We start from the raw sequence: 25,343 nt of genomic DNA, 5'->3' as shown, positions 1-25,343 counted from the left end.
GGAATATCCAATGACTCAGTCCATCTGGAGCAAGTTGTTCACCGCGCTGCGCGGCGGCGCCAATGAAGTCGGCGAAGCGATCGTCGACCAACAGGCCCTGCGCATCCTAGATCAGGAAATCCGCGACGCCGACACCGCGCTGTCGAATGCCCGCCGTGAGCTGGTCACCATCATGGCCAAGCACAAGCTGGCCGCCGACCGCGTGAGCGAGTACGACGCCAAGATCAAGGACCTGGAAGCCAAGGCGGTTGCCGCGCTGAACGCCGGCCGCGAAGACCTGGCCATGGAAGTGGCCGAAGCGATTTCAACCCTGACCAACGACCTGACCGCCGAGAAAGCCCAAAGCGACGAGTTCGGCACCTACGCCGAAAACATGCGCAAGGACATCAGCAAGGCCGAGTCGCGGATCAAGAGCCTGCGCCAGCAGGTGGACATGGCCAAGGCCCGGGAAAGCGTACAGAAGGCGCAGGTCAGCGCGTCCATCGCCAGCGGCGGCGCCAATGGCAAGCTGGAAACCGCCGTCGGCACCCTGAACCGTCTGCAGGCCAAGCAGCAGCAACGCGCTGCCGAGCTGAGTGCCGCCGATGAACTGGCTGACGCTTCGACCGGCAATGACCTGGAACGCAAACTGCGCGACGCCGGCATCACGCCGAACGAAGGCAGCGCCAATGCGATCCTCGAGCGTCTGAAGCAGAAGTCCGCGCAGTAAGCGTTTGCACAAAACCTGTGGGAGCGGGCTTGCTCGCGAAGGCGGTGTGTCAGTCGGTACCTTAGCTGCCTGACACACCGCCTTCGCGAGCAAACCGCTCCCACATGGTTTACGGCGTGTCGTTCGTCGCCCGGCCCGGTACACTGGCGGCGCTTTTTACGACGAACACCTCCACCCGCCTCAAGGAATGTACCCATGGGATGGTTCAAAGACTTGCTGGGCACCAGCAACTGGCAGACCGCTGCGCCAACGCCAAACGTTGCCAGTGGCCCACTCGGGATGGCACAAGGCAAAGGCGTGCGATTCGATTCGACTCTGGCCTTGCTGCTCGATGGCAGCACCTCGGTGCAGGTTCCAGCGGCAGAGGCAATCTGGAGCGCCGGCTGGATCGACCTCGGCCAATCCAACAAGCTGCACCGCTACTACCTCAACAACGAAGACTTCTGGCTGCAGATCCACGTCACCGGTGACGACCAGATCGAGTCGGTCACCCTGTTCAACTACCTTAGCTACGTGACCGTCAACAGTGACGCCGAGCTGCAGCGCCTGGCCGGCCCCGCAAGCCCGATCGGCCTGCCGATCTACACCCACGACGGCGTCCAGTACAGCCGCGAATGGGGCACCGAACAAGGCCAGACCGAACTCGTACCGATGACCGAACATGTGGTCAACCCGGATGAGAGCTACACCATCGAACACCACTCCATGCTTTACGCGCGCGAGACCGGCCTGACCGATCGCCGCGAACTGCTGCTGTTCTCCGTCGAACAGGACGAGGAAGGCACCGTCAGCCTGAGTACCTCGCTGGGCATTTCGCTGTACACGACTGATTTGAGCACCATTTAAATAAGGAAGTTTTCCATGCTGGAAGTGCTGGCCGTTTCCCTGAACAAGACCGCACTGGTCGGTTTCGTCGTCTACCTGATCGGCGCCGTGCTGCTGTTCATGCTGTTTCAGTTCGTCTACACCCGTATCACGCCACACAAAGAGTTCGAGCTGATTCGCTCCGGCAACATCGCTGCCGCCATCGCTCTGGCGGGCGCGATCATTGGCTTCGCGATTCCGGCCAGCAATGTCATCGCGTTTTCGGTCAACGTCCTCGATTTCGTGCTGTGGGCGGTGATTGCTGCGGTGGTGCAACTGCTGGCCTTCCTCGCCACAAGCCTGGTGCTCAAGGGCACGTCGCAGCGTATCGCCAACGGTGAAATCGCCTCGGGAATCTACGTGGCCGCGGTGGCTATCAGCGTCGGCATGCTCAACGCCGCGTGCATGACCCCGTCCAACTGATCGGCAGGAAGCCTTCGATGAAACGCAGCAAGTACGTTCAACTGTCCCTCGCCGCTTCGGTGGCGCTGGCGATTACCGGCGAGGTTACCGCGCAGGAGCAGCAACGCTTCCAATCTGTCGAGGAGTGCGTCGGCGCCGAAGTGGCCGCCGACGTCTGCTCCACCGCCTACGTCGCGGCATTGACCGAACACCGACGTATTGCGCCGGCCTACGATGACAAGGCCAAGTGCGACGCAGACTTTGCCGCCGACTGGTGCCAGAAAAACTCCGATGGCCGCTTCGTGCCGAAGCTCGGCGGTTTCAAGGTGCCGCAGAACGGCGAGGCGCCACAGGACCTGAATGCGCTTGCCAATGCGCAGATGCCTGCCGGTGAAGCCGCCGCCGCGCAGAACGCACAAACGTCCGGAGGCGGCAACGGTTGGCTGACGGGCTGGCTGATCGGCAATGCGATGAGCAACAACGCCAATCGCACGGTCTATCGCGATCGCGATACGCGCCAGACCTACAACACCTCGGCGCAGTACCGCAAAATCGAATCGGCACCGGCTACCCGCACCGACACCCGCTACGACAGCACCCGGAGCAAACCGGTCAACGTCGCTTCGTCGACGTCCCGCGGCGGCTTCGGCAGCCAGTCTTCCGCCCGCAGCGGTTGGGGCGGCTGGGGCAGTTCGAGCAGCTGACCATGAAGAAGATCCACTGCGCCGAGCGCCCCGACTGGAAACAGACGGCCGAAAGCCTCGGCTTTCTGTTCCACACCATCGACGACGAGCCGTACTGGGACGAAAGCGCCTACTACCAGTTCACGCTCGCGCAGATTGAAAACGATCTGGAGGATCCGACCACCGAACTGCACGAGATGTGCATGGATCTGGTCGATCGCGTGGTGCACAGCGAGGAGCTGCTGGATCGCCTGAGCATCCCGGCGCCGTACTACGACATGATCCGCACGTCCTGGCTGGAAGGTCATCCGCATCTGTACGGACGTATGGACTTTTCCTACAACGGCAACGGCCCCGCCAAGTTGCTGGAACTCAACTACGACACGCCGACCAGCCTCTATGAGGCGGCGGCGTTTCAGTGGGGCTGGCTGGAGCAGTGCATCGAGCGCGGGATGCTGCCGCGCCATGCCGACCAGTTCAACAGCATCGATACCAAGCTGCATCAGGCATTTGCCGAGTTGCAGCTCAAGCGGCCGTTCTACTTTGCGTCGATGAAAGACTCGGTCGAAGACAAGGGAACCACCGACTACTTGCGCCTGATCGCGGAAAAGGTCGGCATCGAATCCCGGCACATCGACATCGAAGACATCGGCCTGACCGCCGAGGGTCGCTTCGTTGACCTTGAGGATCGCTGGATCCCGCACCTGTTCAAGCTGCATGCCTGGGAATTTATTTTCCACGAGCCATTCGGTGCAGCAATCGCCGAAAGCGATACGCAGTTCTTCGAACCGGCGTGGAAGTCGATCCTGTCGAACAAAGGCGCGCTGCCTTTGCTGTGGGAGCTGCACAAGGGGCATCCGAATCTGCTCGCGGCGCACCTTGATCCGAATCCGGCCAGTGCGGTGCCCAAGGGCTGGGTACGCAAACCGTACTTCTCCCGCGAAGGCGCGAATATCGAACTGCAAACGGCAGAAGGTCTGATCGTCAAAGAAGACGGGCCCTACACCGATGCGCCATTCATCCTGCAGGAATTTGCGCCATTGCCGAAGTTCGACGACAGCTACACGCTGATCGGCTCGTGGGTGATTGGTGATCAGGCGGCGGGGATCGGCGTGCGCGAAGACAACAGTCTGATCACCAAGGATTCAAGCCGGTTTCTGCCGCACCTGATCCTCGACTGAAACACACACCCGCATTTGTGGGAGCGGGCTTGCTCGCGAAAGCGGACTGCCATTCAACAAATGCTTTGACTGACCCGACGCCTTCGCGAGCAAGCCCGCTCCCACAGGAGATCAGTGGTAATCGCGGACCTTGCGCCACAAAAAAGGCCCGTCGTGTTGAACGACGGGCCTTTTTTATTCAGCGTGGATGCAGCAGCGAATCAGAACGGGATATCGTCATCGAAGCTGTCGAAATCCGGAGCTGGTTGCGGTGCAGCCTGCTGTGGAGCCGGGGCTGGACGCTGTTGCGGAGCCGACTGCTGCGGACGCGGAGCCTGTTGACGTGGCGCCTGCTGCTGGTAGTTGTTGCCACCGCCTTGTTGGTCGCCCTGTTGTGGACGGCCGCCGAGCAGTTGCATGGTGCCTTGCATGTCGACCACGATTTCAGTGGTGTAACGCTTGATACCGTCTTTTTCCCACTCGCGGGTCTGCAGCTTGCCTTCGATGTACACCTGCGAACCTTTACGCAGGTACTCGCCGGCGATTTCCGCAACCTTGCCGAACATCGAAACACGGTGCCATTCGGTCTTCTCGACCTTTTGACCGGTTTGCTTGTCGGTCCACTGTTCGCTGGTTGCCAGACTCAGGTTGGTCACGGCGTTACCGTTAGGCAGGTAGCGAACTTCGGGATCCTGGCCGCAAGTGCCGACCAATATGACTTTGTTAACCCCACGGGCCATAACGTTCTCCTAGGCTTCGCAAGCAGCCCCGGCCGGGTTGTTCACCAGGCGTTCGAGGGTGTCGCGATCCACTAATTCTTTGTCCAGTTTGATGTAAACAGCCGCCTCATCAGCGACTATCACTGCATCTGTTACCCCTACGAGGGCCTTGAGGCGCTCGACCAGACCGGCTTCGCGGATCGCCTCGGGCGACAACGGCAAGCGCAGGCTCGTCACGTAGGGTGGTTCGCGCATGGTAACAGCAAAGGCCAGCCAGATGGCAGCCAGACCCGCACATCCAAGGAACACAACCGACAGACCGCCATGCTGAAACAGCCAGCCGCCGAGTATCCCGCCGAGTGCCGAACCGAGGAACTGACTGGTGGAATACACGCCCATCGCCGTGCCCTTCCCGCCTGCCGGTGAAACCTTGCTGATCAGCGACGGCAGCGAAGCTTCCAGCAGATTGAACGCGGTGAAGAACACCACCGTGCCGATCACCAGAGCCCGCAAGCTGTCACCAAACTGCCAGAAGAATAGCTCAGTGAGCATCAACGTCAGGACGGCGCCGAGCAAAATTCGTTTCATTTTGCGTTTTTTCTCGCCGTAGATGATGAACGGGATCATGGCGAAGAAAGAGATCAGTAGCGCAGTCAGATAAACCCACCAGTGCTGCTCCTTGGGCAGCCCGGCCTTTTCCACCAGCGCCAGCGGCAGGGCGACGAAGCTCGACATCAGCATCGCGTGCAACACAAAAATGCCCAAGTCCAGGCGCAGCAGATCCGGATGTTTGAGCGTCGGCATCAAGGCCTGACGCGCCACGCCAGACTCTCGATGGCTCAGCGGCCCGGTGGATTTCGGCACCATGAACATCACGATGACGATCCCGAACAGGGCCATGCCGCCAGTGGCGAGGAACAGTCCGGACAGGCCGAACGCGCGGGTCAGCAACGGCCCGACCACCATGGCCACGGCGAACGACAGACCGATGGTCATGCCGATCATGGCCATGGCTTTGGTACGGTGTTGTTCACGGGTCAGGTCGGAAAGCAGTGCCATGACCGCAGCGGAAATCGCCCCGGCGCCCTGCAGGATGCGTCCGGCAATCACGCCCCAGATCGAATCGGCCTGAGCCGCCAGCACACTGCCAAGGGTGAAGACCACCAGCCCGAGGAAAATCACCGGCCGCCGGCCGATACGGTCGGAAATGATCCCGAACGGAATCTGGAAAATCGCCTGGGTCAGGCCGTAAGCGCCAATCGCCAGCCCGATCAGGGCCGGGGTCGCTCCCGCCAGGTCCATGCCGTAGGTCGCCAGTACCGGCAACACCATGAACATGCCAAGCATACGGAAGGCGAACACCAGGGCCAGACCGCTCGCTGCGCGGGTCTCGCTGCCACTCATGCGTTCGCTGTGGGGATCGTGCATGGAAAAACCTCGTGTGAACCGGCGGCGATTCTACCAGTCCCATCGAAAGACGGGGTATATCGCGACGCTATGACGCGTATAGATGAAACTCTCTTCATGCAAGGTAAAAAACCCTTCGTTTGATAGTGTGCATCCATCCAGTATTTGCCCGTATACTCCTACGTTTTCGACGCCCGCCGAGCGAGGCCACTTTGGACAAGATCCTGATACGTGGGGCCCGTACCCACAACCTGAAGAACATCGACCTGACCCTGCCACGGGACAAACTGATCGTCATCACCGGCCTGTCCGGATCCGGCAAGTCGTCCCTGGCCTTCGACACGTTGTACGCCGAAGGTCAGCGCCGCTATGTCGAATCCCTGTCGGCCTACGCCCGACAGTTCCTGTCGATGATGGAAAAGCCCGACGTCGACACCATTGAAGGCTTGTCGCCGGCGATCTCCATCGAACAGAAGTCGACCTCGCACAACCCGCGCTCCACGGTCGGCACCATCACCGAAATCTACGACTACCTGCGTCTGCTGTATGCACGCGTCGGAACGCCGCGCTGCCCGGATCACGATATTCCACTGGAGGCGCAGACCGTCAGCCAGATGGTCGATCTGGTGCTGGCACAACCGGAAGGCAGCAAACTGATGTTGCTGGCGCCGGTTATTCGCGAACGCAAAGGTGAACACCTTTCGGTTTTTGAAGAGCTGCGTGCCCAAGGCTTCGTCCGCGCCCGGGTCAACGGCCGCATTTGCGAACTCGATGAACTGCCGAAACTGGATAAACAGAAGAAGCACTCGATCGATGTGATCGTCGACCGTTTCAAGGTCCGCGCCGACCTGCAGCAGCGTCTGGCCGAATCGTTCGAAACCGCACTGAAGCTGGCGGACGGCATTGCCTTGGTTGCGCCGATGGACGATGAGCCAGGTGAAGAGATGATCTTCTCCGCGCGCTTTGCCTGCCCGATCTGCGGCCATGCCATCAGCGAGCTTGAGCCGAAGCTATTCTCCTTCAACAACCCGGCCGGCGCCTGCCCGACCTGCGATGGCCTGGGCGTGAAGCAGTTCTTCGACATCAAGCGCCTGGTCAATGGTGAACTGACTCTGGCCGAGGGCGCGATTCGCGGCTGGGACAGGCGTAACGTCTATTACTTCCAGATGCTCGGCTCACTGGCCTCGCACTACAAGTTCAGTCTTGAGAAGCCGTTCAACGAGCTGACCGCCGAACAGCAGAAACATATCCTGCACGGCAGCGGCTCGCAGAATGTCGACTTCAAGTACCTCAATGACCGCGGCGACATCGTCAAACGTTCGCACCCGTTCGAAGGTATCGTGCCGAACCTTGAGCGTCGCTACCGCGAAACCGAATCGGCCAGCGTGCGCGAAGAGCTGGCCAAGTTTCTCAGCACCCAGGCTTGCCCGGATTGCCGCGGCACTCGTCTGCGCCGTGAAGCGCGGCACGTGTGGGTTGGCGAGAAAACCCTGCCGGCAGTGACCAACCTGCCGATTGGCGATGCCTGCGAATACTTCGGCGAGTTGAAGATGACAGGTCGGCGTGGCGAGATCGCCGACAAGATCCTCAAGGAGATCCGCGAGCGCCTGCAATTTCTGGTCAATGTCGGCCTCGACTATCTGTCGCTGGATCGCAGCGCCGACACCCTGTCCGGTGGCGAGGCGCAACGCATTCGTCTGGCGAGCCAGATCGGCGCCGGTCTGGTCGGGGTGCTGTATATCCTCGACGAACCGTCCATCGGCCTGCATCAGCGCGATAACGACCGGTTGCTCGGCACCCTCAAGCACCTGCGCGACATCGGCAACACGGTGATCGTGGTCGAGCACGACGAAGACGCGATTCGTCTGGCCGACTATGTGGTGGATATCGGGCCGGGCGCCGGGGTGCACGGCGGGCAGATCGTGGCTGAAGGCACGCCGGCCGAAGTCATGGCGCACCCGGATTCCCTGACCGGTAAATACCTGTCGGGGCGGGTGAAGATCGAAGTGCCGGCCAAACGCACGCCGCGTAACAAGAAGCTGACGCTGTCGCTCAAGGGCGCGCGCGGCAACAACCTGCGCAACGTCGATCTGGAAATCCCGATCGGTCTGCTGACCTGCGTGACCGGCGTTTCCGGCTCGGGCAAATCGACGTTGATCAACAACACTCTGTTCCCGTTGAGCGCTACTGCACTCAATGGTGCGACCACGCTGGAAGCGGCCGCGCACGACAGCATCAAAGGCCTGGAGCATCTCGACAAAGTCGTCGATATCGACCAGAGCCCGATCGGCCGTACGCCGCGTTCCAACCCGGCGACCTACACCGGGCTGTTCACACCGATCCGCGAACTGTTCGCCGGCGTGCCCGAGTCGCGCTCCCGTGGTTACGGCCCGGGACGTTTCTCGTTCAACGTCAAGGGCGGTCGCTGCGAGGCGTGCCAGGGCGACGGCCTGATCAAAGTGGAAATGCACTTCCTGCCGGACATTTACGTGCCGTGCGATGTGTGCAAGAGCAAGCGTTACAACCGCGAAACCCTTGAGATCAAATACAAGGGCAAGAGCATCCACGAAACCCTCGAGATGACCATCGAGGAAGCCCGGGAGTTCTTCGACGCGGTACCGGCGCTTGCACGCAAGCTACAGACGTTGATGGATGTGGGCCTGTCGTACATCAAGCTCGGGCAGTCGGCAACCACGCTGTCCGGTGGTGAAGCGCAGCGGGTCAAGCTGTCACGCGAGCTGTCCAAGCGCGACACCGGCAAAACTCTGTATATCCTCGATGAGCCGACCACCGGCCTGCACTTTGCGGATATCCAGCAATTGCTCGACGTGCTGCATCGCTTGCGCGACCACGGCAATACCGTAGTGGTGATCGAGCACAACCTGGACGTGATCAAGACCGCCGACTGGCTGGTGGATCTGGGGCCGGAGGGCGGCTCCAAGGGTGGTCAGATCATCGCCACCGGTACGCCGGAGGAAGTGGCCGAGATGAAGCAGTCTCACACCGGTCATTACCTCAAGCCATTGCTGATTCGCGATCGGGCCTGATCTCCGGGCATGAAAAAGCCCCTGTCACTTCAACCGTGACAGGGGCTTTTTTGTGTCTGTGCAATCAGGTGTGAGATTGCAGGTAATTCTCGAGACCGATGAGCTTGATCAGGCCCAACTGCTTTTCCAGCCAGTAGGTGTGATCTTCTTCAGTGTCGTTGAGCTGAACACGCAGGATTTCGCGACTGACATAATCCTTGTGCTGCTCGCACAACTCAATGCCTTTGCACAGAGCGGCGCGGACTTTGTACTCGAGACGCAGATCGGCTTCGAGCATCTCCGGGACGGTGGTGCCGACGTCGAGATCGTCCGGGCGCATGCGCGGTGTGCCTTCGAGCATCAGGATCCGGCGCATCAGTGCGTCGGCGTGACCGGCCTCTTCTTCCATCTCGTGGTTGATTCGTTCGTAGAGCTTGGTGAAACCCCAGTCCTCATACATCCGCGAGTGAACAAAATATTGGTCACGCGCGGCCAGTTCGCCGGTCAGCAACGTGTTGAGGTAATCGATTACGTCTGGGTGGCCTTGCATCGCCCTACATCTCCCTGCTTGAAAGTCTGTAGTTTGAACCAAGCTGACCGGAAGGTCACCCCGTTTCGCGCAATAAAAGCGAAGATATTCTGAGAAAACCAGCCTAAATAACGCAAAAACCGCCCCAATGAGGGCGGTTCTGCTTCTCGTTTAGACTTCGTTAAGCTGTACGTCGAGCAGCTTTGCGATTGCTTCTCCATACGCCGGATCGGCCTTATAGAAATGCTGCAACTGACGATCAACCACATCAGGTGAAACACCGCTCATGGCGCCGGCGATATTGCTGACCAGCAAGGCTTTCTGCTCGTCGCTCATCAGACGGAACAGCGCACCGGCGTGGCTGTAGTAATCGGTGTCTTCGCGATGATCGTAACGGTCAGCAGCACCGCTCAATGCCAGTGCAGGCTCGGCGTAGTGCGGAGCTTGCTTCGGTGATTCAACGTAGCTGTTCGGTTCGTAGTTAGGTGCTGCACCACCATTGCTGCCGAAGGCCATCGAGCCGTCGCGCTGGTACGTATTCACCGGGCTGCGCGGCGCATTCACCGGTAATTGTTGGTGGTTTGTGCCCACGCGATAGCGATGTGCATCGGCGTAGGCGAACACGCGACCTTGCAGCATGCGATCCGGCGACAGACCGACACCTGGCACCATGTTGCTCGGACCGAATGCGGCTTGCTCGACCTCGGCAAAGTAGTTCAGCGGGTTGCGGTTCAGCTCCAGTTCTCCGACTTCGATCAGCGGAAACTCCTTTTGCGACCAGGTCTTGGTCACGTCGAACGGGTTCTCGTAGTGCGCTGCAGCCTGAGCCTCGGTCATGATCTGAATGCATACGCGCCATTTCGGGAAATCGCCACGCTCGATGGCTTCGAACAGATCACGCTGAGCGTAATCCGGATCGGTACCCGCCAGGCGCGCAGCATCGGCCGGTGCCAGGTTCTTGATGCCCTGCTTGGTTTTGTAGTGCCACTTCACCCAGTGACGCTCACCTTTGGCATTGATCAGGCTGTAGGTGTGGCTGCCGAAGCCGTGCATGTGACGGTAGCCATCGGGAATGCCGCGATCCGAAAACAGAATGGTCACCTGATGCAGTGCTTCCGGCGAATGAGACCAGAAGTCCCACATCATCTGGGCGCTTTTCAGGTTGCTCTGCGGCAGACGTTTCTGCGTGTGGATAAAGTCGGGAAACTTCAGTGGATCACGAATGAAGAATACAGGGGTGTTGTTGCCAACGATGTCCCAGTTGCCCTCTTCGGTGTAGAACTTGAGGGCGAAACCACGTGGATCACGTTCAGTGTCAGCTGAGCCACGTTCGCCGCCTACAGTGGAGAAGCGCAAGAACGTTGGCGTTTGCTTGCCCACGGCCTCAAACAGTTTGGCGCTGGTGTATTCAGCGATATCACGGGTCACGGTGAACGTACCGTAAGCACCCGAGCCCTTGGCGTGCACGCGGCGCTCAGGAATGTTTTCACGGTTGAAATGGGCAAGCTTCTCAATCAGATGAAAATCGTCGAGCAGCAGCGGGCCACGGGGGCCTGCGGAGCGAGAATTCTGGTTATCGGCGACAGGTGCGCCACTGGCGGTCGTAAGCGTTTTGATCTGGCTCATACGGTCTTCTTCCTCTGTCAGTCTTGAATCTGCCGGCTAATCGGCTTGCTGGGAAGTATTGATCATCGATGTGACACCTACAAATTCATTAACTTGCAGTCATCGATAGATAATTACTAATTATGTTTCCCTGCACATAGTGACAACAGAACAATGTCAGAAGCTTGTACGAACAGCGCATTTCTTTCGGGCACAAAAAACCGGGCACTAGGCCCGGTTTTTCGTTTCAGACTGACGTCTTACTCGGCGGATACAGCTTCGCCAGCAGTAGCACGATCAACCAACTCGACGTACGCCATAGGCGCGTTGTCGCCAGCGCGGAAACCGCACTTGAGGATGCGCAGGTAGCCACCCTCACGGGTAGCGTAACGCTTGCCCAGGTCGTTGAAGAGCTTACCAACAATAGCTTTCGAACGAGTACGGTCGAAAGCCAGACGGCGGTTAGCCAAGCTGTCTGTCTTGGCCAGAGTGATCAGCGGCTCGGCAACGCGGCGCAGTTCTTTGGCTTTTGGCAGAGTAGTCTTGATCAGCTCGTGCTCGAACAACGACACCGCCATGTTCTGGAACATGGCCTTGCGGTGCGAGCTGGTGCGGCTCAGGTGACGCCCACTTTTACGATGACGCATGGTTCATTCCTTACCAAACACTACGTTCGGTGATTACGACGATCAGGCAGTCGCCTTGTCGTCCTTCTTAAGACTTGCAGGCGGCCAGTTGTCGAGGCGCATGCCGAGGGACAGACCGCGGGAGGCCAGAACGTCCTTGATTTCAGTCAAGGATTTCTTGCCCAGGTTCGGAGTCTTCAACAGCTCTACTTCGGTACGCTGAATCAGGTCGCCGATGTAGTAGATGTTTTCCGCCTTAAGGCAGTTAGCCGAACGTACAGTCAGTTCCAGATCGTCAACCGGGCGAAGCAGGATCGGATCGATCTCGTCTTCCTGCTCGACAACCACTGGCTCACTGTCACCTTTGAGGTCGACGAACGCAGCCAACTGCTGTTGCAGGATGGTTGCAGCGCGGCGGATAGCCTCTTCAGGATCCAGGGTACCGTTGGTTTCCAGATCAATAACCAGCTTGTCCAGGTTGGTACGCTGCTCGACACGGGCGTTTTCCACCACGTATGCGATACGGCGAACCGGGCTGAACGAAGAGTCGAGCTGCAAGCGACCAATGCTGCGGCTTTCGTCTTCATCGCTCTGACGCGAGTCGGCTGGTTCATAACCACGACCACGAGCTACGGTGAGCTTCATGTTCAGGGCGCCGTTAGACGCCAGGTTAGCGATTACGTGATCGGGGTTAACGATCTCGACATCATGATCCAGCTGAATATCGGCAGCGGTAACCACCCCCGAACCCTTCTTCGACAAGGTCAGCGTAACTTCGTCACGACCGTGCAGCTTGATGGCCAGACCTTTAAGGTTCAACAGGATTTCAATTACGTCTTCCTGTACACCTTCGATGGCGCTGTACTCGTGGAGCACACCGTCAATCTCGGCCTCGACTACTGCGCAGCCGGGCATTGAGGACAACAGGATGCGGCGCAGCGCGTTGCCCAGGGTGTGGCCAAAACCACGCTCGAGAGGCTCGAGAGTGATCTTGGCGCGGGTTGGACTGACAACCTGCACATCAATGTGGCGGGGTGTCAGGAACTCATTTACCGAAATCTGCATGGATGCACCTATTTTCTAGCCCTTACTTGGAGTAGAGCTCGACAATCAGGCTTTCGTTGATGTCGGCGGACAGATCACTGCGAGCAGGAACGTTCTTGAAAACGCCCGACTTCTTCTCAGTGTCTACTTCTACCCATTCTACGCGGCCACGTTGGGCACACAGATCGAGAGCTTGGACAATGCGAAGTTGGTTTTTTGCTTTCTCGCGAACTGCGACCACGTCACCAGCACGAACCTGATACGACGGAACGTTTACGGTCTGACCGTTAACGCTGATCGACTTGTGCGATACCAGCTGACGGGATTCGGCACGAGTCGAACCAAAGCCCATACGGTATACAACGTTGTCCAGACGGCATTCGAGCAGTTGCAGCAGGTTTTCACCGGTTGCACCTTTCTTGCCAGCAGCTTCTTTGTAGTAGCCGCTGAACTGACGCTCGAGAACGCCGTAGATACGACGGACCTTCTGCTTTTCACGCAGTTGGGTGCCGTAGTCGGACTGGCGACCGCGGCGTTGGCCGTGGATACCAGGTGCTGCTTCAATGTTGCACTTCGATTCGATCGCGCGCACGCCGCTCTTCAGGAAGAGATCGGTGCCTTCGCGACGAGCGAGTTTGCATTTTGGACCAATGTAACGAGCCATTCTTTACAATCTCCTGGATTACACGCGGCGCTTCTTCGGCGGACGGCACCCGTTGTGCGGGATTGGCGTCACGTCGGTGATGCTGGCGATCTTGTAGCCACAGCCGTTCAAAGCGCGGACTGCGGATTCACGACCTGGACCTGGACCCTTGACGTTAACGTCGAGGTTTTTCAGGCCGTATTCCAGCGCAGCTTGACCAGCACGCTCAGCAGCTACTTGAGCAGCGAACGGAGTGGACTTGCGGGAACCGCGGAAACCCGAACCACCGGAGGTAGCCCAGGAAAGAGCGTTACCTTGACGGTCGGTAATGGTCACGATGGTGTTGTTAAAAGAAGCATGGATGTGGGCGATGCCATCAACCACTGTCTTTTTAACTTTTTTACGAGGACGAGCAGCAGGTTTTGCCATGATTAAATTCCTGTCGATTCGCTGGGGCGATTACTTGCGGATCGGCTTACGCGGACCTTTACGGGTACGCGCGTTGGTCTTGGTACGCTGACCGCGTACTGGAAGACCGCGACGATGACGCAGACCGCGATAGCAACCGAGGTCCATCAAGCGCTTGATTTTCATGTTGATTTCGCGACGCAGGTCACCTTCAGTGGTGAACTTCGCCACTTCGCCACGCAGCTGTTCAATTTGCTCGTCGCTCAGATCTTTGATCTTTGCTGCTGGGTTTACCCCAGTGTCTGCACAGATTTTCTGCGCAGTAGTGCGACCGACACCATAGATGTAGGTCAGCGAGATAACAGTATGCTTGTTATCTGGAATGTTAACGCCTGCAATACGGGCCATTCAGTGGGACTCCAATTGACAGCTACCTACGCCCCGGAAGCCAAGAAATAGGGCGCGAGATAATATCGCTGTAATAACAAATAATCAACCCGGCAGCGCACTAGCTGCCGGGCTTGAAGCACAATCACACTCAGCCTTGGCGCTGTTTGTGACGCGGTTCCGCGCTGCAAATTACTCGAACAACACCTTCGCGGCGAATAATCTTGCAGTTACGGCACAGCTTTTTCACCGATGCACGAACTTTCATCACCAACTCCTCGAACCTTATGGGTACTCAGCGCAACATGCCGCTGCCGTAACCCTTCAGGTTGGCTTTCTTCATCAGGGATTCGTACTGGTGCGAAACGAGGTGCGATTGTACTTGGGACATGAAGTCCATCACAACCACGACCACGATCAGCAACGAGGTCCCGCCAAGGTAGAACGGAACGTTTGCTGCAACCACCAGGAATTGGGGCAACAGGCACACGGCCGTCATGTAAAGAGCACCGAACATGGTCAAGCGAGTCAGAACGCCATCAATATAGCGTGCAGACTGCTCACCTGGACGGATGCCCGGAATAAAGGCACCGGACTTCTTCAGGTTTTCCGCTACGTCTTTCGGATTGAACATCAACGCCGTATAGAAGAAGCAGAAGAAAATAATCCCTGCACTAAACAGCAGAATATTCAACGGCTGACCAGGAGCGATCGACTGCGAGATGTCCTGCAACCAGCCCATACCTTCAGACTGACCAAACCAGGCACCCAACGAAGCCGGGAACAGCAAAATGCTGCTCGCGAAAATAGCCGGAATAACACCGGCCATGTTCACCTTCAGCGGCAAGTGGCTTGTCTGCGCAGCAAAAACCTTGCGGCCCTGCTGACGCTTGGCGTAGTGAACAGCGATACGACGCTGGCCACGCTCAATGAACACCACGAAACCGATAATCGCTACTGCCAGCAAACCGATGGCAACCAAGGCGAAGATATTGATATCACCCTGACGCGCAGACTCGAAAGACTGCCCGATTGCTCTCGGAAGACCGGCGACGATACCCGAAAAAATCAACATCGAGATACCGTTGCCTACACCACGCTCAGTAATCTGCTCACCCAGCCACATCATGAACATCGCACCAGCCACAAAAGTGGATACCGCGACGAAATGGAAGCCAAAGTCACCAGTGAACGCAACGCCCTGCCCCGCCAGACCAATGGACATGCCAATAGCCTGAACGAGAGCGAGGACGACGGTGCCGTAGCGGGTGTACTGGCTGATCTTGCGACGGCCAGCTTCACCTTCCTTCTTCAACTGCTCCAGCTGCGGGCTGACGGCGGTCATCAGTTGCATGATGATCGATGCCGAAATGTACGGCATGATCCCCAGTGCAAAGATGCTCATCCGTTCCAGCGCGCCGCCGGAGAACATGTTGAACAAGCTAAGAATGGTCCCCTCATTCTGTCGAAACAGGTCTGCGAGTCGGTCCGGGTTGATACCTGGAACCGGGATGTGTGCGCCTATTCGGTAGACGATAATCGCCAGGAACAGAAAACGCAGACGAGCCCAGAGTTCAGACATACCGCCTTTGCCGAGCGCAGAGAGAGCACCTTGCTTAGCCATTTATTCCTCGAACTTGCCGCCAGCTGCTTCGATAGCCGCACGCGCACCTTTGGTGGCGCCGATTCCCTTGCCGATAGTGACAGCGCGAGTCACCTCACCGGACAGCATGATTTTCACACGCTGTACGTTGACGTTGATCACGTTGGCATCTTTCAGGGACTGCACGGTGACGATGTCGCCTTCCACTTTGGCCAGCTCGGACAGACGCACTTCTGCGCGGTCCATGGCTTTCAGGGAAACGAAACCGAACTTCGGCAGGCGACGATGCAGCGGCTGTTGACCGCCTTCAAAGCCTGGAGCAATAGTGCCACCGGAGCGGGAGGTTTGACCTTTGTGGCCACGGCCACCAGTCTTACCCAAACCGCTACCGATACCACGGCCCGGACGATGCTTTTCGCGACGGGAACCCGGCGCTGGACTCAGATCATTGAGTTTCATCGATTAACCCTCGACACGCAGCATGTAGTAAGCCTTGTTGATCATCCCGCGATTCTCGGGAGTATCCTGGACTTCTACAGTGTGACCGATGCGACGCAGACCCAGACCCTTAACGCACAGTTTGTGGTTAGGGATGCGGCCGGTCATGCTTTTGATCAGCGTAACTTTAACGGTAGCCATGATCAGAAGATCTCCTTGACAGTCAGGCCACGCTTGGCAGCGATGGACTCAGGAGATTGCATGGCTTTCAGACCTTTGAAAGTGGCGTGAACCACGTTTACCGGGTTAGTCGAGCCGTAGCACTTGGCCAGAACGTTCTGAACGCCAGCAACTTCGAGGACAGCACGCATAGCGCCGCCAGCGATGATACCGGTACCTTCAGAAGCAGGCTGCATGTACACCTTCGAAGCGCCGTGAGCGGACTTCATTGCGTACTGCAGGGTAGTGCCGTTCAGGTCAACTTGAATCATGTTGCGGCGAGCAGCTTCCATTGCCTTCTGGATCGCAGCAGGCACTTCACGCGACTTGCCACGGCCGAAGCCAACACGCCCTTTACCATCACCAACCACGGTCAACGCGGTGAAAGTGAAGATACGGCCGCCTTTAACGGTTTTGGCTACGCGGTTAACTTGAACCAGCTTCTCAATGTAGCCTTCGTCGCGCTTTTGGTCGTTATTTGACATAACTTAGAACTCCAGCCCAGCTTCACGAGCAGCATCAGCCAGCGCTTTAACGCGGCCATGGTACTTGAAGCCAGAGCGGTCGAAAGCCACTTGCGAGACGCCAGCGGCCTTAGCACGCGTAGCGACCAGCTGGCCAACCTTTGTGGCCGCGTCGATGTTGCCAGTGGCGCCATCACGCAGTTCTTTATCCAAAGTCGAGGCGCTTGCCAGGACTTTGTTGCCGTCGGCCGAGATGACCTGGGCGTAGATGTGCTGCGACGAGCGGAACACGCAGAGACGCACGACTTCGAGTTCGTGCATTTTCAGGCGTGCTTTGCGAGCGCGACGCAGTCGAGTAACTTTTTTGTCGGTCATTTGCTATGCCCTACTTCTTCTTGGCTTCTTTACGACGGACGACTTCGTCCGCGTAGCGCACACCTTTGCCTTTGTACGGCTCTGGTGGACGGAAGTCGCGGATCTCAGCGGCCACTTGACCTACCAGCTGTTTATCGATGCCCTTGATCAGGATATCGGTCTGGCTAGGAGTCTCAGCGGTGATGCCTTGCGGCAGTTCGTAATCCACTGGGTGCGAGAAGCCAAGAGCCAGGTTCAGCACCTGACCTTTTGCTTGCGCTTTGTAACCAACACCGACCAGCTGGAGCTTGCGCTCGAAGCCTTGGCTTACGCCTTGGACCATGTTGTTTACCAACGCACGCGTGGTACCGGCCATTGCGCGAGTCTGTTGATCGCCATTGCGAGCAGCGAAACGCAGCTCACCAGCTTCTTCAACGATCTCAACGGACGAATGGATGTTCAGTTCAAGAGTACCCTTGGCACCCTTCACCGAAAGCTGTTGGCCTGCGAATTTTACTTCGACACCGGCTGGCAGCTTAACGGGGTTCTTAGCGACGCGAGACATGCTTATCCCCCCTTAGAACACAGTGCAAAGAACTTCGCCGCCGACACCGGCAGCGCGCGCAGCACGATCCGTCATCACACCTTTGTTGGTGGAGACGATAGACACGCCAAGACCGCCACGAACTTTCGGCAGATCTTCAACGGACTTGTACTGACGCAGGCCTGGACGACTAACGCGCTTCACTTCCTCGATGACCGGACGGCCTTCGAAGTATTTCAGCGAGATGGACAACGACGGCTTAGCGTCGGTGGTGATCTGAAAATCCGCGATGTAACCTTCGTCCTTCAGGACTTTTGCTACAGCCACCTTCAACGTGGAAGACGGCATGCTTACGACAGACTTTTCAGCCATCTGGGCATTACGGATTCGAGTTAGCATGTCCGCTAACGGGTCCTGCATACTCATGGGCTAGACGCTCCTAATACAGAAAAATTAGCCTTGCGGCTACTACATGTCGCCGAGAAACTCCGGGCATGAAAAACACGGGCTCAGGCGAGCCGGTCATTCTAGACACACCCCAGAAATGAATCAAGCCCCAAAAGGGGCTTGATTCAGATTCAAGGCCACCGATGGTCAGGTTCTTGCGACCCTGACCATCAAGGCTTTGACAGCGATTACCAGCTGGCTTTAACCAGACCTGGAACGTCACCACGCATTGCCGCTTCACGCAGTTTGTTACGGCCCAGGCCGAACTTGCGGTAAACGCCGTGCGGACGACCAGTCAGGCGGCAACGGTTACGCATGCGCGAAGCGCTTGCGTCACGTGGTTGCTTCTGCAGAGCTACGGTAGCTTCCCAACGCGCTTCTGGACTTGCGTTCAGATCAACGATGATAGCTTTCAGCGCTGCACGCTTGGTGGCGTACTTGGCAACAGTGAGCTGACGCTTCAGCTCACGGTTTTTCATGCTCTTCTTGGCCATTTTCCTACTCCAATCAGTTGCGGAACGGGAATTTGAAAGCACGCAGCAGAGCGCGGCCTTCATCATCGTTCTTGGCAGTGGTGGTCAGGGTAATGTCCAGACCGCGGAGAGCATCGATCTTGTCGTAGTCGATTTCCGGGAAAATGATCTGCTCTTTCACGCCCATGCTGTAGTTGCCACGACCATCAAAGGACTTGGCATTCAGGCCGCGGAAGTCGCGAACCCGAGGCAGGGAGATCGACAGCAGACGATCCAGGAACTCGTACATACGCTCACGGCGCAGAGTCACTTTGACGCCGATCGGCCATCCTTCACGGACTTTAAAGCCAGCGATGGATTTACGAGCGTAGGTCACAACGACTTTTTGGCCGGTGATCTTTTCCAGGTCAGCAACAGCGTGCTCGATGACTTTTTTGTCGCCGATCGCTTCGCCCAGACCCATGTTCAGGGTGATTTTGGTAACGCGCGGAACTTCCATCACGTTCGAAAGCTTAAGTTCTTCCTTAAGTTTCGGAGCGATTTCCTTCCGGTAAATCTCTTTTAGTCGTGCCATGGTCTTCTACCTAGCAGTGTTCAAGCATCAACCGCTTTTTGGGTCGACTTGAAGACACGAATTTTCTTACCGTCTTCTACTTTGAAACCAACGCGGTCAGCCTTGTTGGTTTCGCCGTTGAAGATGGCGACGTTGGAAGCGTGCAGTGGCGCTTCTTTCTCGACGATACCGCCCTGTACGCCCGACATCGGGTTAGGCTTGGTATGACGCTTGACCAGGTTCAGACCACCAACAACCAGACGGTTGTCAGCAAGAACCTTCAGCACCTTACCGCGCTTACCTTTGTCTTTGCCGGCGATCACGATGATCTCGTCGTCACGACGAATCTTTTGCATGTCGGATCTCCTTACAGCACTTCTGGGGCGAGCGAGACGATCTTCATGAACTTCTCAGTACGAAGTTCACGGGTCACTGGCCCAAAGATACGGGTGCCGATCGGCTCTTGCTTGTTGTTCAGAAGAACAGCAGCGTTGCCATCAAAGCGGATAATGGAGCCATCAGCACGACGTACGCCGTGACGAGTGCGGACTACAACAGCAGTCATCACTTGGCCTTTTTTCACTTTACCGCGAGGAATTGCTTCCTTGACGGTAACTTTGATGATGTCACCGATACCAGCGTAACGACGATGGGAGCCACCCAGCACCTTGATGCACATAACGCGGCGAGCGCCGCTGTTATCGGCCACATCGAGCATGGATTGAGTCTGAATCATATAATTTCTCCGACCCCTAGCCCTTAGACTTCCACAGCGCGTTCGAGAACATCAACCAGCGCCCAAGACTTGGTCTTGGCCATCGGACGAGTTTCACGAATAGTGACTTTGTCGCCGATGTGGCACTGATTGGTTTCGTCGTGCGCGTGCAGCTTAGTCGAACGCTTAACGTATTTACCGTAGATCGGGTGCTTAACGCGACGCTCGATCAGAACGGTGATGGTTTTGTCCATCTTGTCGCTGACAACACGGCCAGTCAGCGTACGGACAGTTTTTTCGGCTTCAGCCATGATCACTTACCTGCCTGCTGGTTGAGCACAGTCTTCACGCGAGCGATGTCACGCTTAACTTGCGAGAGCAGATGAGACTGCCCCAACTGGCCAGTTGCTTTCTGCATACGCAGATTGAACTGGTCGCGCAGCAAGCCGAGCAGTTGCTCGTTCAGCTGCTGTGCGGATTTTTCACGAAGTTCATTCGCTTTCATCACATCACCGTCCGTTTAACAAAGGAGGTGGCGAGCGGCAGCTTTGCAGCAGCCAGGGCGAAAGCCTCACGCGCCAGCTCTTCAGAAACACCCTCGATTTCATACAGGACTTTGCCTGGCTGAATCTGGGCAACCCAGTACTCCACGTTACCCTTACCTTTACCCATACGAACCTCGAGAGGTTTCTTGGAGATCGGCTTGTCCGGGAATACACGGATCCAGATCTTGCCACCACGTTTTACGTGACGGGTCAGAGCACGACGCGCTGACTCGATCTGACGAGCGGTGAGACGACCACGAGCAACAGACTTCAGCGCGAACTCGCCGAAGCTGACTTTGCTACCGCGCAGTGCCAGACCACGGTTGTGGCCGGTCATCTGCTTGCGGAACTTCGTACGCTTTGGTTGCAACATTTGGCGTACCCCTTACTTAGCAGCTTTTTTACGAGGCGCTGGTGCTTGTGGTTTCAGCTCTTCTTGGCGACCACCAATTACTTCGCCTTTGAAGATCCAAACCTTTACACCGATCACACCGTAGGTGGTGTGAGCTTCGTAGTTGGCATAGTCGATGTCGGCACGCAGGGTGTGCAGTGGCACACGACCTTCGCGATACCATTCAGTACGTGCGATTTCAGCACCGCCGAGACGACCGCTCACTTGGATTTTGATGCCTTTGGCACCAATGCGCATGGCGTTCTGTACTGCGCGCTTCATAGCGCGACGGAACATTACACGACGCTCCAGCTGCTGAGCTACGCTCTGCGCAACCAGCATACCGTCGAGCTCCGGCTTGCGGATCTCTTCGATATTGATGTGCACAGGCACACCCATTTGCTTGGTCAGGTCCTGACGCAGTTTCTCAACATCTTCACCTTTCTTCCCGATAACGATACCTGGACGAGCGGTGTGGATGGTGATGCGTGCAGTTTGGGCCGGACGATGGATATCGATACGGCTTACGGACGCGCTTTTTAGTTTGTCTTGGAGATACTCACGCACTTTCAGATCTGCGAACAAGTAGTCCGCATAAGTCCGACCGTCTGCGTACCAGACGGAGGTGTGCTCCTTGACGATTCCCAGGCGAATGCCAATGGGATGTACTTTCTGACCCATCTCTTCGACTCCGTTACTTGTCAGCAACCTTGACAGTGATATGGCAAGACCGCTTGACGATGCGATCAGCACGGCCTTTGGCACGTGGCATGATGCGCTTCAGCGAACGCCCTTCGTTGACGAAAACGGTGCTGACCTTCAGGTCATCAACGTCTGCGCCTTCGTTATGCTCGGCGTTGGCTACGGCCGACTCCAGCACTTTCTTCATGATCTCGGCGGCTTTCTTACTGCTGAAAGCCAACAGGTTGAGCGCTTCGCCCACCTTCTTCCCGCGGATCTGGTCGGCGACCAAGCGGGCTTTCTGGGCGGAGATTCGAGCGCCCGACAACTTAGCGGCTACTTCCATTTCCTTACCCCTTAACGCTTGGCTTTCTTGTCAGCCACGTGCCCACGATAAGTGCGGGTACCGGCGAACTCGCCCAGTTTATGGCCAACCATGTCTTCGTTCACGAGAACTGGGACGTGCTGACGGCCGTTGTGTACTGCGATGGTCAGACCGACCATTTGTGGCAGGATCATCGAACGACGCGACCAAGTCTTAATTGGTTTGCGATCGTTCTTTTCCGCCGCCACTTCGATCTTCTTCAGTAGGTGAAGATCAATAAAAGGACCTTTTTTCAGAGAACGTGGCACTGTCGTATCCCTCTATTTACTTGCGACGACGGACGATCATTTTGTCGGTACGCTTATTACCACGAGTCTTCGCGCCCTTAGTCGGGAAGCCCCATGGCGATACCGGATGACGACCACCAGAGGTACGACCTTCACCACCACCATGTGGGTGGTCAACCGGGTTCATGGCAACACCACGAACGGTTGGGCGAACGCCACGCCAGCGTTTGGCACCAGCTTTACCCAGCGAACGCAGGCTGTGCTCGGAGTTCGAGACTTCGCCCAGGGTCGCACGGCATTCAGCCAGGACTTTACGCATTTCACCGGAACGCAGACGCAGGGTAACGTACACGCCTTCACGAGCGATCAGCTGAGCCGAAGCACCAGCGGAACGAGCGATCTGCGCGCCTTTACCTGGCTTCAGTTCGATGCCGTGTACGGTAGAACCGACTGGAATGTTGCGCAGTTGCAGAGCGTTGCCTGGCTTGATTGGAGCCAGAGCGCCTGCGATCAGCTGGTCGCCAGCACTCACGCCTTTAGGGGCGATGATGTAGCGACGCTCGCCGTCTGCGTAGCAGAGCAGTGCGATGTGAGCAGTACGGTTTGGATCGTATTCGATACGCTCGACAGTGGCGACGATGCCATCTTTGTCGTTGCGACGGAAATCGACCATACGGTAATGCTGCTTATGACCACCACCGATGTGACGAGTGGTAATACGGCCATTGTTGTTACGACCACCAGTCTTCGATTTTTTCTCGAGCAGCGGTGCGTGAGGAGCGCCTTTATGCAGCTCCTGGTTGACCACCTTGACCACAAAACGGCGGCCAGGGGAAGTCGGTTTGCATTTAACGATTGCCATGATGCACCCCTTCCTTACTCAGCACTGCTGCTGAAATCGAGATCTTGGCCTGGCTGAAGGGAGATAACTGCCTTCTTCCAGTCATTACGCTTGCCCAGACCGCGAGCAGTGCGCTTGCTCTTACCCAGAACGTTCAGGGTAGTGACGCGCTCTACTTTCACGCTGAACAGGCTTTCGACGGCCTTCTTGATTTCCAGCTTGGTTGCATCAGTAGCAACCTTGAAAACGAACTGGCCTTTCTTGTCTGCCAGAACCGTAGCCTTCTCGGAAACGTGCGGGCCAAGCAGAACTTTAAATACGCGTTCCTGGTTCATCCCAGCAGCTCCTCGAATTTCTTCACGGCCGACACGGTGATCAACACCTTGTCGTATGCGATCAGACTAACTGGATCGGAACCTTGCACGTCACGTACATCTACGTGTGGCAGGTTACGAGCAGCCAGGTACAGGTTCTGATCAACAGCGTCCGACACGATGAGAACATCGGTCAGGCTCATGTTGTTCAGCTTGCCCAGCAGATCTTTGGTTTTCGGAGTTTCAACAGCGAAATCCTGAACCACGACCAGACGATCAGTACGCACCAGCTCAGCAAGGATGGAACGCATTGCTGCGCGATACATCTTCTTGTTCAGCTTCTGGGAGTGATCCTGTGGACGAGCTGCGAAAGTGGTACCGCCGCCACGCCAGATTGGGCTACGGATAGTACCGGCACGAGCACGGCCAGTACCTTTCTGACGCCATGGGCGCTTACCGCCACCACGAACGTCGGAACGGGTCTTTTGCTGCTTGCTACCTTGACGGCCGCCGGCCATGTAGGCCACGACTGCTTGGTGAACCAGCGTCTCGTTGAACTCGCCGCCAAATGTCAGTTCGGAAACTTCGATCGCTTGAGCGTCATTTACATTTAATTGCATGTCAGCTTCCCCTTAACCGCGAGCCTTGGCTGCTGGACGTACAACCAGGTTGCCGCCAGTAGCGCCAGGAACAGCGCCCTTGACCAACAACAGATTGCGTTCAGCGTCCACGCGCACTACTTCCAGGGACTGCACGGTCACGCGCTCAGCGCCCATATGACCGGACATTTTTTTGCCCTTGAATACACGACCAGGAGTCTGGCACTGGCCGATAGAGCCTGGGACGCGGTGGGATACGGAGTTACCGTGGGTGTTATCTTGCCCGCGGAAATTCCAACGCTTGATCGTACCCTGGAAGCCTTTACCCTTGGACTGACCGGTTACATCAACCAGTTGACCAGCGGCGAAGATTTCAGCGTTGATCAGATCGCCAGCCTGGTACTCGCCTTCTTCAAGACGGAATTCCATGGTGGTGCGACCAGCGGCAACGTTCGCTTTAGCGAAGTGGCCAGCTTGAGCTGCTGTTACACGCGAAGCACGACGCTCGCCGACAGTGACTTGCACTGCACGATAGCCATCGGTCTCTTCAGTTTTGAACTGGGTGACGCGATTCGGCTCGATCTCAATGACCGTGACCGGAATGGAGACACCTTCTTCGGTGAAAATACGGGTCATACCGCATTTACGACCGACTACACCAATAGTCATGTTGTAAACCTCATGAGTGTACGGGGCTTTCACCCGCTATGGCCGCCCATTTCAGAGCGTTACACGACCAAGACCGAGTCTTAGCCGAGGCTGATCTGCACTTCCACACCGGCCGCAAGATCAAGCTTCATAAGAGCATCAACGGTTTTATCCGTTGGCTGGACGATGTCCAGAACGCGCTTATGAGTGCGGATTTCGTACTGGTCACGCGCGTCTTTGTTGACGTGCGGGGAAACCAGAACGGTGAACCGCTCTTTACGGGTAGGCAGTGGAATTGGACCACGCACTTGAGCACCAGTACGTTTCGCGGTTTCCACGATTTCCTGGGTTGATTGGTCGATCAGGCGATGGTCGAAAGCCTTCAACCTGATACGGATTTGCTGATTTTGCATTGGATTTCAGACTCCGGCTGCTATTCCCACCGGGCGCAATACGCCCGTTAAAAGGAGGCGCAATTCTATAGACGCCCCAGATAGGTGTCAACCCAATAAAAAAGCCCCCGCTGAGCGGGGGCTTTTTCAATTCATCAAGCAGACTCTATAAAAGAGAATTACTCGATGATTTTGGCTACGACGCCAGCGCCGACGGTACGACCGCCTTCACGGATAGCGAAACGCAGACCATCTTCCATCGCGATGGTTTTGATCAGGGTAACAGTCATCTGAATGT

General features: G+C 56.9%; 38 protein-coding genes and 1 pseudogene. 6 read left to right on the top strand and 33 right to left on the bottom strand.

Annotation, left to right across the window (positions count from 1 at the left end; genetic code table 11):
• Positions 1 to 10: 10 nt before the first annotated feature.
• From VLA07_RS19980 to VLA07_RS19960, 5 genes are all read left to right on the top strand, one after another.
• Positions 11 to 709 carry a PspA/IM30 family protein gene (locus VLA07_RS19980; protein ID WP_333990825.1) on the top strand — a complete coding sequence of 233 codons (699 nt, stop codon included), beginning with the start codon at positions 11 to 13 and terminating at the stop codon, positions 707 to 709.
• Between the two features lie 195 nt (positions 710 to 904).
• Positions 905 to 1,555 carry a DUF2491 family protein gene (locus VLA07_RS19975; protein ID WP_333990822.1) on the top strand — a complete coding sequence of 217 codons (651 nt, stop codon included), beginning with the start codon at positions 905 to 907 and terminating at the stop codon, positions 1,553 to 1,555.
• A gap of 15 nt (positions 1,556 to 1,570) precedes the next feature.
• Positions 1,571 to 1,996: a DUF350 domain-containing protein gene (locus tag VLA07_RS19970; RefSeq protein ID WP_095139066.1), complete on the top strand. Its 426-nt coding sequence runs from the start codon at positions 1,571 to 1,573 to the stop codon at positions 1,994 to 1,996.
• Between the two features lie 17 nt (positions 1,997 to 2,013).
• On the top strand, positions 2,014 to 2,679 hold the full coding sequence (locus tag VLA07_RS19965) for a DUF1190 domain-containing protein (protein WP_333990815.1): 666 nt from the start codon (positions 2,014 to 2,016) through the stop codon (positions 2,677 to 2,679).
• A 2-nt stretch (positions 2,680 to 2,681) separates the two neighbouring features.
• Positions 2,682 to 3,839: a glutathionylspermidine synthase family protein gene (locus tag VLA07_RS19960; RefSeq protein ID WP_330207190.1), complete on the top strand. Its 1,158-nt coding sequence runs from the start codon at positions 2,682 to 2,684 to the stop codon at positions 3,837 to 3,839.
• A gap of 200 nt (positions 3,840 to 4,039) precedes the next feature.
• On the opposite strand, the gene VLA07_RS19950 is transcribed toward VLA07_RS19960, so the two are convergent.
• On the bottom strand, positions 4,040 to 4,558 hold the full coding sequence (locus VLA07_RS19950; RefSeq protein WP_007966163.1) for a single-stranded DNA-binding protein: 519 nt from the start codon (positions 4,556 to 4,558) through the stop codon (positions 4,040 to 4,042).
• Between the two features lie 9 nt (positions 4,559 to 4,567).
• A complete protein-coding gene (locus VLA07_RS19945; RefSeq protein ID WP_333990810.1) occupies positions 4,568 to 5,965 on the bottom strand; it encodes an MFS transporter in 1,398 nt (465 codons plus the stop codon).
• A gap of 191 nt (positions 5,966 to 6,156) precedes the next feature.
• On the opposite strand from VLA07_RS19945, the gene uvrA reads away from it, so the two are divergent.
• Positions 6,157 to 8,991, top strand: coding sequence for an excinuclease ABC subunit UvrA (gene uvrA, locus VLA07_RS19940; RefSeq protein WP_003228713.1), 2,835 nt, complete (start codon positions 6,157 to 6,159; stop codon positions 8,989 to 8,991).
• 64 nt (positions 8,992 to 9,055) lie between these two features.
• On the opposite strand, the gene bfr is transcribed toward uvrA, so the two are convergent.
• From bfr to VLA07_RS19785, 31 genes and pseudogenes are all read right to left on the bottom strand, one after another.
• A complete protein-coding gene (bfr, locus tag VLA07_RS19935; RefSeq protein ID WP_003228714.1) occupies positions 9,056 to 9,520 on the bottom strand; it encodes a bacterioferritin in 465 nt (154 codons plus the stop codon).
• Positions 9,521 to 9,670: 150 nt separating this feature from the next.
• On the bottom strand, positions 9,671 to 11,125 hold the full coding sequence (locus VLA07_RS19930; protein WP_333990805.1) for a catalase: 1,455 nt from the start codon (positions 11,123 to 11,125) through the stop codon (positions 9,671 to 9,673).
• A gap of 239 nt (positions 11,126 to 11,364) precedes the next feature.
• The gene (gene rplQ, locus VLA07_RS19925) at positions 11,365 to 11,751 is read right to left on the bottom strand and encodes a 50S ribosomal protein L17 (RefSeq protein ID WP_003176402.1); all 387 of its coding nucleotides are present in this window, start codon (positions 11,749 to 11,751) and stop codon (positions 11,365 to 11,367) included.
• A gap of 42 nt (positions 11,752 to 11,793) precedes the next feature.
• Positions 11,794 to 12,795 (bottom strand): DNA-directed RNA polymerase subunit alpha, encoded by a 1,002-nt coding sequence (locus VLA07_RS19920; RefSeq protein WP_003186012.1) that lies wholly within the window; start codon positions 12,793 to 12,795, stop codon positions 11,794 to 11,796.
• Between the two features lie 22 nt (positions 12,796 to 12,817).
• Positions 12,818 to 13,438: a 30S ribosomal protein S4 gene (rpsD, locus tag VLA07_RS19915; protein ID WP_003176404.1), complete on the bottom strand. Its 621-nt coding sequence runs from the start codon at positions 13,436 to 13,438 to the stop codon at positions 12,818 to 12,820.
• An 18-nt stretch (positions 13,439 to 13,456) separates the two neighbouring features.
• Positions 13,457 to 13,846, bottom strand: coding sequence for a 30S ribosomal protein S11 (gene rpsK, locus VLA07_RS19910; protein WP_002555466.1), 390 nt, complete (start codon positions 13,844 to 13,846; stop codon positions 13,457 to 13,459).
• Positions 13,847 to 13,876: 30 nt separating this feature from the next.
• Positions 13,877 to 14,233: a 30S ribosomal protein S13 gene (rpsM, locus tag VLA07_RS19905; protein WP_008374135.1), complete on the bottom strand. Its 357-nt coding sequence runs from the start codon at positions 14,231 to 14,233 to the stop codon at positions 13,877 to 13,879.
• A gap of 130 nt (positions 14,234 to 14,363) precedes the next feature.
• Positions 14,364 to 14,480: a 50S ribosomal protein L36 gene (gene rpmJ / locus VLA07_RS19900; protein WP_002555468.1), complete on the bottom strand. Its 117-nt coding sequence runs from the start codon at positions 14,478 to 14,480 to the stop codon at positions 14,364 to 14,366.
• Between the two features lie 27 nt (positions 14,481 to 14,507).
• Positions 14,508 to 15,836: a preprotein translocase subunit SecY gene (gene secY / locus VLA07_RS19895; RefSeq protein WP_003228718.1), complete on the bottom strand. Its 1,329-nt coding sequence runs from the start codon at positions 15,834 to 15,836 to the stop codon at positions 14,508 to 14,510.
• Positions 15,837 to 16,274: a 50S ribosomal protein L15 gene (rplO, locus tag VLA07_RS19890; protein ID WP_003228720.1), complete on the bottom strand. Its 438-nt coding sequence runs from the start codon at positions 16,272 to 16,274 to the stop codon at positions 15,837 to 15,839.
• A 3-nt stretch (positions 16,275 to 16,277) separates the two neighbouring features.
• On the bottom strand, positions 16,278 to 16,454 hold the full coding sequence (gene rpmD, locus VLA07_RS19885; RefSeq protein ID WP_003176408.1) for a 50S ribosomal protein L30: 177 nt from the start codon (positions 16,452 to 16,454) through the stop codon (positions 16,278 to 16,280).
• A 2-nt stretch (positions 16,455 to 16,456) separates the two neighbouring features.
• On the bottom strand, positions 16,457 to 16,957 hold the full coding sequence (gene rpsE, locus VLA07_RS19880) for a 30S ribosomal protein S5 (RefSeq protein WP_003176409.1): 501 nt from the start codon (positions 16,955 to 16,957) through the stop codon (positions 16,457 to 16,459).
• A 3-nt stretch (positions 16,958 to 16,960) separates the two neighbouring features.
• The gene (gene rplR, locus VLA07_RS19875) at positions 16,961 to 17,311 is read right to left on the bottom strand and encodes a 50S ribosomal protein L18 (RefSeq protein WP_003186037.1); all 351 of its coding nucleotides are present in this window, start codon (positions 17,309 to 17,311) and stop codon (positions 16,961 to 16,963) included.
• Between the two features lie 10 nt (positions 17,312 to 17,321).
• A complete protein-coding gene (gene rplF, locus VLA07_RS19870; protein ID WP_007966176.1) occupies positions 17,322 to 17,855 on the bottom strand; it encodes a 50S ribosomal protein L6 in 534 nt (177 codons plus the stop codon).
• Between the two features lie 12 nt (positions 17,856 to 17,867).
• A complete protein-coding gene (gene rpsH, locus VLA07_RS19865; protein WP_007966178.1) occupies positions 17,868 to 18,260 on the bottom strand; it encodes a 30S ribosomal protein S8 in 393 nt (130 codons plus the stop codon).
• Positions 18,261 to 18,469: 209 nt separating this feature from the next.
• Positions 18,470 to 18,775, bottom strand: coding sequence for a 30S ribosomal protein S14 (gene rpsN / locus VLA07_RS19860; RefSeq protein WP_003228726.1), 306 nt, complete (start codon positions 18,773 to 18,775; stop codon positions 18,470 to 18,472).
• 13 nt (positions 18,776 to 18,788) lie between these two features.
• Positions 18,789 to 19,328 carry a 50S ribosomal protein L5 gene (rplE, locus tag VLA07_RS19855; protein WP_003210069.1) on the bottom strand — a complete coding sequence of 180 codons (540 nt, stop codon included), beginning with the start codon at positions 19,326 to 19,328 and terminating at the stop codon, positions 18,789 to 18,791.
• A gap of 20 nt (positions 19,329 to 19,348) precedes the next feature.
• The gene (gene rplX, locus VLA07_RS19850; protein ID WP_003186046.1) at positions 19,349 to 19,663 is read right to left on the bottom strand and encodes a 50S ribosomal protein L24; all 315 of its coding nucleotides are present in this window, start codon (positions 19,661 to 19,663) and stop codon (positions 19,349 to 19,351) included.
• An 11-nt stretch (positions 19,664 to 19,674) separates the two neighbouring features.
• The gene (gene rplN / locus VLA07_RS19845; RefSeq protein WP_002555479.1) at positions 19,675 to 20,043 is read right to left on the bottom strand and encodes a 50S ribosomal protein L14; all 369 of its coding nucleotides are present in this window, start codon (positions 20,041 to 20,043) and stop codon (positions 19,675 to 19,677) included.
• Between the two features lie 23 nt (positions 20,044 to 20,066).
• Positions 20,067 to 20,333, bottom strand: coding sequence for a 30S ribosomal protein S17 (gene rpsQ / locus VLA07_RS19840; protein ID WP_003194644.1), 267 nt, complete (start codon positions 20,331 to 20,333; stop codon positions 20,067 to 20,069).
• Positions 20,334 to 20,335: 2 nt separating this feature from the next.
• Positions 20,336 to 20,527 carry a 50S ribosomal protein L29 gene (gene rpmC, locus VLA07_RS19835; protein ID WP_002555481.1) on the bottom strand — a complete coding sequence of 64 codons (192 nt, stop codon included), beginning with the start codon at positions 20,525 to 20,527 and terminating at the stop codon, positions 20,336 to 20,338.
• The gene (gene rplP, locus VLA07_RS19830; RefSeq protein ID WP_003228729.1) at positions 20,527 to 20,940 is read right to left on the bottom strand and encodes a 50S ribosomal protein L16; all 414 of its coding nucleotides are present in this window, start codon (positions 20,938 to 20,940) and stop codon (positions 20,527 to 20,529) included. Before rplP ends, rpmC begins: the two co-directional genes overlap by 1 nt.
• Positions 20,941 to 20,952: 12 nt before the next feature.
• Complete coding sequence (rpsC, locus tag VLA07_RS19825; protein ID WP_003176422.1) at positions 20,953 to 21,639, bottom strand: 30S ribosomal protein S3; 687 nt, start codon at positions 21,637 to 21,639, stop codon at positions 20,953 to 20,955.
• Positions 21,640 to 21,652: 13 nt separating this feature from the next.
• Entirely contained in the window at positions 21,653 to 21,985 is a 333-nt protein-coding gene (gene rplV, locus VLA07_RS19820; RefSeq protein ID WP_003103908.1) for a 50S ribosomal protein L22, read from the bottom strand.
• An 11-nt stretch (positions 21,986 to 21,996) separates the two neighbouring features.
• Positions 21,997 to 22,272, bottom strand: coding sequence for a 30S ribosomal protein S19 (gene rpsS / locus VLA07_RS19815; protein WP_003228731.1), 276 nt, complete (start codon positions 22,270 to 22,272; stop codon positions 21,997 to 21,999).
• A 16-nt stretch (positions 22,273 to 22,288) separates the two neighbouring features.
• Positions 22,289 to 23,113 carry a 50S ribosomal protein L2 gene (rplB, locus tag VLA07_RS19810; protein WP_003228734.1) on the bottom strand — a complete coding sequence of 275 codons (825 nt, stop codon included), beginning with the start codon at positions 23,111 to 23,113 and terminating at the stop codon, positions 22,289 to 22,291.
• Between the two features lie 14 nt (positions 23,114 to 23,127).
• Positions 23,128 to 23,427, bottom strand: a complete 300-nt coding sequence (rplW, locus tag VLA07_RS19805; protein WP_002555488.1) for a 50S ribosomal protein L23 — start codon at positions 23,425 to 23,427, stop codon at positions 23,128 to 23,130.
• Positions 23,424 to 24,026, bottom strand: a complete 603-nt coding sequence (gene rplD / locus VLA07_RS19800) for a 50S ribosomal protein L4 (RefSeq protein WP_003228735.1) — start codon at positions 24,024 to 24,026, stop codon at positions 23,424 to 23,426. Before rplD ends, rplW begins: the two co-directional genes overlap by 4 nt.
• Before the next feature lie 12 nt (positions 24,027 to 24,038).
• Entirely contained in the window at positions 24,039 to 24,674 is a 636-nt protein-coding gene (gene rplC / locus VLA07_RS19795; protein WP_003228738.1) for a 50S ribosomal protein L3, read from the bottom strand.
• A gap of 80 nt (positions 24,675 to 24,754) precedes the next feature.
• The gene (gene rpsJ / locus VLA07_RS19790; RefSeq protein WP_003186070.1) at positions 24,755 to 25,066 is read right to left on the bottom strand and encodes a 30S ribosomal protein S10; all 312 of its coding nucleotides are present in this window, start codon (positions 25,064 to 25,066) and stop codon (positions 24,755 to 24,757) included.
• 158 nt (positions 25,067 to 25,224) lie between these two features.
• Positions 25,225 to 25,343 (bottom strand): annotated as a pseudogene (locus tag VLA07_RS19785) (EF-Tu/IF-2/RF-3 family GTPase); the annotation flags it as partial.

This window comes from Pseudomonas sp. S3(2024) (assembly GCF_036861315.1).
Taxonomy (GTDB): domain Bacteria; phylum Pseudomonadota; class Gammaproteobacteria; order Pseudomonadales; family Pseudomonadaceae; genus Aquipseudomonas; species Aquipseudomonas putida_A.
The sequence above is the reverse complement of the archived record's forward strand: the minus strand, read 5'-3'. Positions and strand labels throughout refer to the sequence as shown.

Bases quoted from the DNA above. Each gene is read 5' to 3' on its own strand.
- VLA07_RS19980 (WP_333990825.1), top strand. From the start codon at position 11: ATGACTCAGTCCATCTGGAGCAAGTTGTTCACCGCGCTGCGCGGCGGC.
- VLA07_RS19975 (WP_333990822.1), top strand. From the start codon at position 905: ATGGGATGGTTCAAAGACTTGCTGGGCACCAGCAACTGGCAGACCGCT.
- VLA07_RS19970 (WP_095139066.1), top strand. From the start codon at position 1,571: ATGCTGGAAGTGCTGGCCGTTTCCCTGAACAAGACCGCACTGGTCGGT.
- VLA07_RS19965 (WP_333990815.1), top strand. From the start codon at position 2,014: ATGAAACGCAGCAAGTACGTTCAACTGTCCCTCGCCGCTTCGGTGGCG.
- VLA07_RS19960 (WP_330207190.1), top strand. From the start codon at position 2,682: ATGAAGAAGATCCACTGCGCCGAGCGCCCCGACTGGAAACAGACGGCC.
- VLA07_RS19950 (WP_007966163.1), bottom strand. From the start codon at position 4,558: ATGGCCCGTGGGGTTAACAAAGTCATATTGGTCGGCACTTGCGGCCAG.
- VLA07_RS19945 (WP_333990810.1), bottom strand. From the start codon at position 5,965: ATGCACGATCCCCACAGCGAACGCATGAGTGGCAGCGAGACCCGCGCA.
- bfr (WP_003228714.1), bottom strand. From the start codon at position 9,520: ATGCAAGGCCACCCAGACGTAATCGATTACCTCAACACGTTGCTGACC.
- VLA07_RS19930 (WP_333990805.1), bottom strand. From the start codon at position 11,125: ATGAGCCAGATCAAAACGCTTACGACCGCCAGTGGCGCACCTGTCGCC.
- rplQ (WP_003176402.1), bottom strand. From the start codon at position 11,751: ATGCGTCATCGTAAAAGTGGGCGTCACCTGAGCCGCACCAGCTCGCAC.
- VLA07_RS19920 (WP_003186012.1), bottom strand. From the start codon at position 12,795: ATGCAGATTTCGGTAAATGAGTTCCTGACACCCCGCCACATTGATGTG.
- rpsD (WP_003176404.1), bottom strand. From the start codon at position 13,438: ATGGCTCGTTACATTGGTCCAAAATGCAAACTCGCTCGTCGCGAAGGC.
- rpsK (WP_002555466.1), bottom strand. From the start codon at position 13,846: ATGGCAAAACCTGCTGCTCGTCCTCGTAAAAAAGTTAAAAAGACAGTG.
- rpsM (WP_008374135.1), bottom strand. From the start codon at position 14,233: ATGGCCCGTATTGCAGGCGTTAACATTCCAGATAACAAGCATACTGTT.
- rpmJ (WP_002555468.1), bottom strand. From the start codon at position 14,480: ATGAAAGTTCGTGCATCGGTGAAAAAGCTGTGCCGTAACTGCAAGATT.
- secY (WP_003228718.1), bottom strand. From the start codon at position 15,836: ATGGCTAAGCAAGGTGCTCTCTCTGCGCTCGGCAAAGGCGGTATGTCT.
- rplO (WP_003228720.1), bottom strand. From the start codon at position 16,274: ATGAAACTCAATGATCTGAGTCCAGCGCCGGGTTCCCGTCGCGAAAAG.
- rpmD (WP_003176408.1), bottom strand. From the start codon at position 16,454: ATGGCTACCGTTAAAGTTACGCTGATCAAAAGCATGACCGGCCGCATC.
- rpsE (WP_003176409.1), bottom strand. From the start codon at position 16,957: ATGTCAAATAACGACCAAAAGCGCGACGAAGGCTACATTGAGAAGCTG.
- rplR (WP_003186037.1), bottom strand. From the start codon at position 17,311: ATGACCGACAAAAAAGTTACTCGACTGCGTCGCGCTCGCAAAGCACGC.
- rplF (WP_007966176.1), bottom strand. From the start codon at position 17,855: ATGTCTCGCGTCGCTAAGAACCCCGTTAAGCTGCCAGCCGGTGTCGAA.
- rpsH (WP_007966178.1), bottom strand. From the start codon at position 18,260: ATGAGTATGCAGGACCCGTTAGCGGACATGCTAACTCGAATCCGTAAT.
- rpsN (WP_003228726.1), bottom strand. From the start codon at position 18,775: ATGGCCAAGAAGAGCATGAAAAACCGTGAGCTGAAGCGTCAGCTCACT.
- rplE (WP_003210069.1), bottom strand. From the start codon at position 19,328: ATGGCACGACTAAAAGAGATTTACCGGAAGGAAATCGCTCCGAAACTT.
- rplX (WP_003186046.1), bottom strand. From the start codon at position 19,663: ATGCAAAAGATTCGTCGTGACGACGAGATCATCGTGATCGCCGGCAAA.
- rplN (WP_002555479.1), bottom strand. From the start codon at position 20,043: ATGATTCAGACTCAATCCATGCTCGATGTGGCCGATAACAGCGGCGCT.
- rpsQ (WP_003194644.1), bottom strand. From the start codon at position 20,333: ATGGCTGAAGCCGAAAAAACTGTCCGTACGCTGACTGGCCGTGTTGTC.
- rpmC (WP_002555481.1), bottom strand. From the start codon at position 20,527: ATGAAAGCGAATGAACTTCGTGAAAAATCCGCACAGCAGCTGAACGAG.
- rplP (WP_003228729.1), bottom strand. From the start codon at position 20,940: ATGTTGCAACCAAAGCGTACGAAGTTCCGCAAGCAGATGACCGGCCAC.
- rpsC (WP_003176422.1), bottom strand. From the start codon at position 21,639: ATGGGTCAGAAAGTACATCCCATTGGCATTCGCCTGGGAATCGTCAAG.
- rplV (WP_003103908.1), bottom strand. From the start codon at position 21,985: ATGGAAGTAGCCGCTAAGTTGTCGGGCGCTCGAATCTCCGCCCAGAAA.
- rplB (WP_003228734.1), bottom strand. From the start codon at position 23,113: ATGGCAATCGTTAAATGCAAACCGACTTCCCCTGGCCGCCGTTTTGTG.
- rplW (WP_002555488.1), bottom strand. From the start codon at position 23,427: ATGAACCAGGAACGCGTATTTAAAGTTCTGCTTGGCCCGCACGTTTCC.
- rplD (WP_003228735.1), bottom strand. From the start codon at position 24,026: ATGCAATTAAATGTAAATGACGCTCAAGCGATCGAAGTTTCCGAACTG.
- rplC (WP_003228738.1), bottom strand. From the start codon at position 24,674: ATGACTATTGGTGTAGTCGGTCGTAAATGCGGTATGACCCGTATTTTC.
- rpsJ (WP_003186070.1), bottom strand. From the start codon at position 25,066: ATGCAAAATCAGCAAATCCGTATCAGGTTGAAGGCTTTCGACCATCGC.